Raw genomic sequence first — 5572 nt, forward strand, 5'->3', positions numbered from 1 at the left:
GGCGCCTTCCGCGAACGGGCGCGGCGCATCCACGACGCGTTGGAAGGGCCGTATCTGCGCGCGCCACGGCCCGGGGCGCTGGCGCTGGCCGCGCAGGCCGGGCTGCGCGGCCTGCTCGGCGCCTCGCCCTTCACGACGCTCTGGGACGCGCTCGGCGAGCATTTCCCGGATCCGCGGCTCCGCCAGGTCTTCGCCCGCGTCGCGACCTATGTCGGCTCCTCGCCGCTGCAGGCGCCGGCAACGCTGATGCTGATCGCCCATGTCGAGATGCAGGGCCTCTGGGCCGTGGACGGGGGCATGGCGCGGCTGCCCGAAGCGCTGGAGGCGCTCGCCCGCCTGCGTGGCGCCGCCTTCCGCTACGGTGCGGAGGTGCGGGAGATCATCGTGAGCGGCGGCCGCGCCGTCGGCGTGCGGCTGGCGGATGGCGAGGCGCTGGAGGCCGCTGCCGTCGTGCTGAACGTCGAAGCCGGCGCACTGGCCGCCGGTCGCTTCGGCCGTGCGGCGGCCGGCGCGGCCGACAGGCTCGCGCCGGAACGGCGCTCCTTCTCCGCCGTGACCTGGGCGCTGCGCGCACGGATCGAGGGCGACGTGGCGCGGCAGACGGTGGTGCATGCCGACGACCCGACCGCCGAGTACGCCGAGATCGGCTACCGCGCCCGGTTGCCGACCACGCCGACGGTGACGCTCTGGGCGCAGGACCGTGGCGACGCTGCGGTGCCGGAGGGGCCCGAACGCCTGCTGGTCATGGTCAACGCCCCGGCCCGCGCCGACCTGCGGCCGCTGCCCGACGACGCCGTCGCCAGTTGCGGCGAAACGGCCTTCGCGCGGCTGGCGGGCGCCGGCCTCGGCATCCGTCGCGACGGCGCAGAGGTGGTGACAACCCCGGCCGGCTTCGACCGGCTGTTTCCCGGCGCCGGCGGTGCGCTTTACGGCCCCGCGATGCATGGCTGGCAGGCCGCCTTCAGCCGGCCCGGCGCGCGCACGAAGCTGCCCGGCCTCTACCTGGCCGGCGGCAGCGCGCATCCCGGCGCGGGGGTCGCGATGGCCGCCCTGTCCGGCCGCCACGCCGCCGCGCGTGTGATCGAGGATCGAGTATGAGCACGAGCACCGCCGAACCGCCGGCGACCGGCACGCCCGAAGACCGGATGATCGGCTGGCGCTTCGACCGGCCCGTCGGTCGCCGCGGCTATTGCTGGTGGTATCTCGACGCGCTGTCGGATGACGGGAAGCACGGCATCACCATCATCGCCTTCATCGGCACCGTCTTCTCGCCCTGGTATGCGCTGGCGCGCCGGGCGGAGGGTGGCACGGGCGGCGATCCGCACGACCATTGCTGCCTCAACGTCGTGCTCTACGGCACGCCGTCGCGCTGGGCGATGACGGACCGACGCCGCCATGCGCTGCGGCGCGACGCGACCTCACTGACGATCGGGCCGAGCGGACTCGACTGGGACGGCACCACACTGACGGTGCGGATCGAGGAGGTGACGGCGCCGGTGCCGTCGCGCCTCAAGGGCGTCGTGCGGCTGCATCCGCGCGCGCTGTCCACCCGCCGCTTCGTGCTGGATTCAGACGGGCGGCACGAATGGCAGCCGATCGCGCCGCGCTCGCGCGTGGACGTGGATCTGGAAAGCCCGGCGCTGCGTTGGTCGGGCGCGGCCTATTTCGACACCAATGCCGGGGATGCGCCGCTCGAGCAGGATTTCCGCGAGTGGGACTGGTGCCGCGCCATGCTGCCAGACGCGACGGCCATCCTCTACAACGCGCAGCGCCGCGACGGGTCGGAGATCTCGGTTGCCGTGCGTGCCACGGATGACGGCGCGCTCACGGATTTCGCGCCGCCGCCGCAGGTCGAGCTGCCGCGCACGCTCTGGCGCCTGCGCCGGCCGACGCGCGCGGACGGGCAGGCGCGGGTGGTGCGAACCTTGACCGACGCGCCCTTCTACTCGCGGTCGGAGATCCACACGCGGCTGCTCGGCAGCGACGCGCCGGCCGTGCATGAAAGCCTGTCGCTCGACCGCTTCAAGTCGCCGCTGATGTACGCGATGCTGCCGTGGCGGGTGCCGCGGCCGCTGCGCTGACCTCGGCGGGGCGGCGCTCCCCTTCGAACCAGCCGACATCCAGCGTCGCCACCTCGCCGAAGGGCACGCGTTTGCGCGCCGCCTCGCGCAGGATGGGCCAGGCGGTCCAGGGCATGGACAGCAGCGGCATCGGATCGCGCGCTGCCCAGGTGACGTCGCGCGTGCTCACCAGGTTGCGCAGGTGCCCGAGCGCGGCCTTCTCGCGCCGGAAGGCGGCCAGCTGGGTCTCCGTCAGGCAGGACCAGAACTGCTGCAGCCGCGTCTGGTCGCGCAACCGGAGCGCATCGCGCACGCCGAGGATGGCCGGCGCGATATCCGCCGTCTCGAAGAAATGCAGCCCGCTCGTGGTACGGGGGTTGCACTCGATGCCATGGATGCGCCCCGCCTCGTCCTCCCGCATGTCGAAGGAGATGAAGCCGGTCCAACCCAGCGCCGCCACGATCCGCGCAATCCAGGCCTCCGCCTCGGCATGCTCGACACGCTCGAAAGCGACGGCGACGGAGCCGGCGAATTGCACGCCCCGATAGATCGCGGTGCCGAGCACGCGCCCGCCGCGCGCCAAAGAGCAGGAGCTGTACTCCGGGCCCGGCAGGAAGCGCTGCACCACCGCCGGCTGACCCGGATCGGCGTGCGGCAGGGCCTCGCCCGGCGCGAGCACGCGGACGCCACGCCCGGCAGCTGAATGCGCCGGCTTCACCACGACGCGAGCGGCGCGCGCCATGGCCGCGGCGGCGTCGCTGCCCAGGGCATGCGTCTCCGGCACCGCGACATCGGCCACACGCGCCGCCTCGACGAAGCCGCCCTTGTGGTGCAGCGCGAGCATGGCGGCCGGCGGCATGGCGAAGACCGGCAGCCCGGGCAGCAGCTTCGGCAGGAAGGCGACGTGCAGCGCCTCCTCCGACACCGGCACGACGAGCTGCGCGCCGTGGAAGCGCGCGACCTCGGCCAGCGCGCGGAGATAGGCGCCCTTGCCCTCGGCCGGGGCCGGCACGCGCAGGCTCCGCGTCACGCTGTTCGAGGCGCCGCAGAGATGCCGCGCATGCGGCTCCGCCACCACCACGCGCCAGCCCGCCAGCGCGAAGCTGCGGCAGAGATCGAGCGCCTTGGGAAGACGGCCGAGGGTGACGAGGACGGTGCTCATCGGGCTAGGCCGGTGTGACTCGGACCATCACCTGCTCCACAGGCCGGGTGGTCAGGCGCGCGGCTGGCCGGATGCGCTCCGGCGCGTCGATCCGCCAGTCGTAGCGGCGGAACAGGCGCGCGATCAGCATCGTCGCCTCGATGGTCGCGAAGGCGGCGCCGGCGCAGATGCGCGGGCCGATGCCGAAGGGAATGTAGGCGCCGGAGGTGATCTCCGCCTCTCGCTCCGGCAGGAAGCGGTCCGGGTCGAAGCGGTTCGGCTCCTTCCAGTACATCCGGTGCCGGTGCAGCACCCAGGGTGCCACCATCACCAGCGCACCCTTCTTCAGCCGGTAGCCGTCCAGTGCCGTCGCCTGGTTCGCGACGCGCGGCAGGAAGGTGATCGGCGGATAGAGCCGCAGCGTCTCGCGGAAGATGTTGCGGGTCAGCGTGAGGCGCTTGATGTGGTGGAACTCGATCGGCCCGCCGCCCGTCACCTCCTCGACCTCCGCGCGCAGCCGCGCGACGAGGGCCGGCTGGGTCGCGAGGATGGCGAAGACCCAGGTCAATGCGCTGGCCGAGGTCTCGTGCCCCGCCAGGAACAGCACGCCGAGCTGGTCGATCAGCTCCTCCCGCGTGAAGGCCTTGCCGCCGAGGTCGTCGCGGGCCTCGATCACCTGCTGGGCGATGTCATCGAAGCTGGCGCCGGCCGCGAGATGCGTGTCGAGCAGCTCGCCGATGCGCGCGCGGATCACCGCGCAGGCTTCCAGCACCGGCGCCTTCTGCGGCGCCTTGGTCCAGGCCTTGTCCCAGATGAGGCGCTTGATCTCGACCTGGGCGACCCGCCGCTCGAACTCCGTGAAGGCGTCGAACACGTCGTGCGCCGTGCGGGTCTGCAGCGTGGTGGTGAAGACGGTGCGGCAGATGATGTCGGCCGTCAGGTGGCTCATCGCGAGGTCGAGGCTGAACGCGGTCCCGTCCCGCGCGTGCCGGTCGTACTCGGACTCCGCATGCTCGCAGCCCGCCTGCATCTGAGGGAAGGCGCGGTTCACGCGCATCAGCGACAGCGCCGGGTCGATCATCTCCCGCTGGCGCTTCCAGGTGGCACCCGAGGAGACGAAGATGCTGTCGCCGATCAGCGGCTCCAGCGCATGCACCATCAGGTCCGACTTCGGGAAGATCCCCTCGGGATCGGACAGGACATGCCGCACCAGCGGCGGGTCGTTCACCACCACGATGGACCGCCGCGAATAGCCGAGCGGCCCGATCTTCATGTGATAGGCCTCGACCGGCAGCAGCGAGAGCAGGTCGCCGTCGCCGCGCAGCATGGCGCGGACCAGCGACGGCAGGGCGGGCCAGGGCGGGGTGAAGGGCGGCGTGAAGGGCTGCCAGCCGGCGGCGCCGGCACTGTGGGCCACCTCCTCCATCACCGGAGCATCGTTCATCGCGTGTGTTGCCGGCCTGACGAAACGGGCTGATTCGGCGACTTTACACCCGGAAGTGTCAAGTGGCATTGTCACTCCAAGCTTGCGGAGCCCCGCGATGGAGCTGCTGCTCTTCCACACCCTCGTCATCGCCCACATCCTGACCGGCGCGACGGGGGCGATCGCCTTCTGGGTGCCGGTGATCGGGCGCAAGGGCGGCGTGAACCACCGGAAGTGGGGCCAGGTCTTCACCCTTGCCCTGCTCTGCACCGGCTTCTTCGCGCTCGCGATGAGCATGCTGTCGCTCTGGGACCCGATGGGGACGCATCCGCAGCTCGAAGGGCGCTTCGACGAGGTCTTCGTGCGGGGCTTCTTCGGCCACCTGATGCTCTGCGCCGCCATCCTGACGATCAACCTGACCTGGTACGGGTGGCTGCTGGTGCGCAACCGCAGTCGGCAGGCGTTGAACCGGACGCGCTGGATGTACGCGCTGCAATGGCTGACCATCGGCGCCTCGATCAACTGCGCCGTCCAGGGCTGGCTGATGGGCGAGAAGCTGCTGGTCGGCCTGGCGATCGTCGGCGTCGCGACGGGGCTGACAAACCTCTGGTTCCTCGCCAAGGACAACCCGACGCGCGAGGACTGGCTGAAGGAGCATGTGAAGGCGCTCGTCGGCGCGGGCATCTCCGTCTACACGGCCTTCATGGCCTTCGGCTCGGTGCGGGTCTTCCCCGAACTCGCGCTGCATCCGGTGATGTGGGCGATCCCGCTCTCGGTCGGACTGGCGATCATCATCTGGCATCGCCTCGCGATCGACCGCGCCGCGCGGCTGCGCCGCGCCGGCGCCGTCCAGGCCGCCTGAGCCATGGATGGCGCGCTGCCCGCGCGCCCCGCGCGGCGTGACCGCGTCGTGGTGGTCGGCGCGGGGATGGGCGGCCTGGCCGCGGC

The 5572-nt window shown here is 72.0% G+C and carries 5 protein-coding genes; 3 read left to right on the forward strand and 2 right to left on the reverse strand.

The genetic code is table 11. From position 1 onward, the window contains the following. Both L2I40_RS18105 and L2I40_RS18110 read left to right on the forward strand, forming a co-directional pair. On the forward strand, positions 1-1098 hold a 1098-nt coding region (locus tag L2I40_RS18105), incomplete at its 5' end, for a phytoene desaturase family protein (protein ID WP_237216594.1). Further along, positions 1095-2081, forward strand: coding sequence for a carotenoid 1,2-hydratase (locus tag L2I40_RS18110; RefSeq protein ID WP_237216595.1), 987 nt, complete (start codon positions 1095-1097; stop codon positions 2079-2081). The genes L2I40_RS18105 and L2I40_RS18110, both read left to right, overlap by 4 nt. Here the strand turns inward: L2I40_RS18110 and L2I40_RS18115 are convergent. Together L2I40_RS18115 and L2I40_RS18120 are read right to left on the reverse strand one after the other, a co-directional pair. Next, positions 2023-3222 (reverse strand): ATP-grasp domain-containing protein, encoded by a 1200-nt coding sequence (locus L2I40_RS18115; protein WP_237216596.1) that lies wholly within the window; start codon positions 3220-3222, stop codon positions 2023-2025. The genes L2I40_RS18110 and L2I40_RS18115 overlap by 59 nt on opposite strands. Before the next feature lie 4 nt (positions 3223-3226). After that, positions 3227-4645 carry a cytochrome P450 gene (locus L2I40_RS18120; RefSeq protein WP_237216597.1) on the reverse strand — a complete coding sequence of 473 codons (1419 nt, stop codon included), beginning with the start codon at positions 4643-4645 and terminating at the stop codon, positions 3227-3229. 97 nt (positions 4646-4742) lie between these two features. Between L2I40_RS18120 and L2I40_RS18125 the strand changes: the two genes are divergently transcribed. Then, positions 4743-5486: a hypothetical protein gene (locus tag L2I40_RS18125; RefSeq protein ID WP_237216598.1), complete on the forward strand. Its 744-nt coding sequence runs from the start codon at positions 4743-4745 to the stop codon at positions 5484-5486. Positions 5487-5572 lie beyond the last annotated feature (86 nt).

It is taken from the genome of Falsiroseomonas oryziterrae (genome assembly GCF_021864505.1).
In the GTDB taxonomy this organism is placed as follows: domain Bacteria; phylum Pseudomonadota; class Alphaproteobacteria; order Acetobacterales; family Acetobacteraceae; genus Falsiroseomonas; species Falsiroseomonas oryziterrae.

Excerpts from the sequence above, each read along its gene's own strand:
- L2I40_RS18110 (WP_237216595.1), top strand. The coding sequence starts at position 1,095 with ATGAGCACGAGCACCGCCGAACCGCCGGCGACCGGCACGCCCGAAGAC.
- L2I40_RS18115 (WP_237216596.1), bottom strand. The coding sequence starts at position 3,222 with ATGAGCACCGTCCTCGTCACCCTCGGCCGTCTTCCCAAGGCGCTCGAT.
- L2I40_RS18120 (WP_237216597.1), bottom strand. The coding sequence starts at position 4,645 with ATGAACGATGCTCCGGTGATGGAGGAGGTGGCCCACAGTGCCGGCGCC.
- L2I40_RS18125 (WP_237216598.1), top strand. The coding sequence starts at position 4,743 with ATGGAGCTGCTGCTCTTCCACACCCTCGTCATCGCCCACATCCTGACC.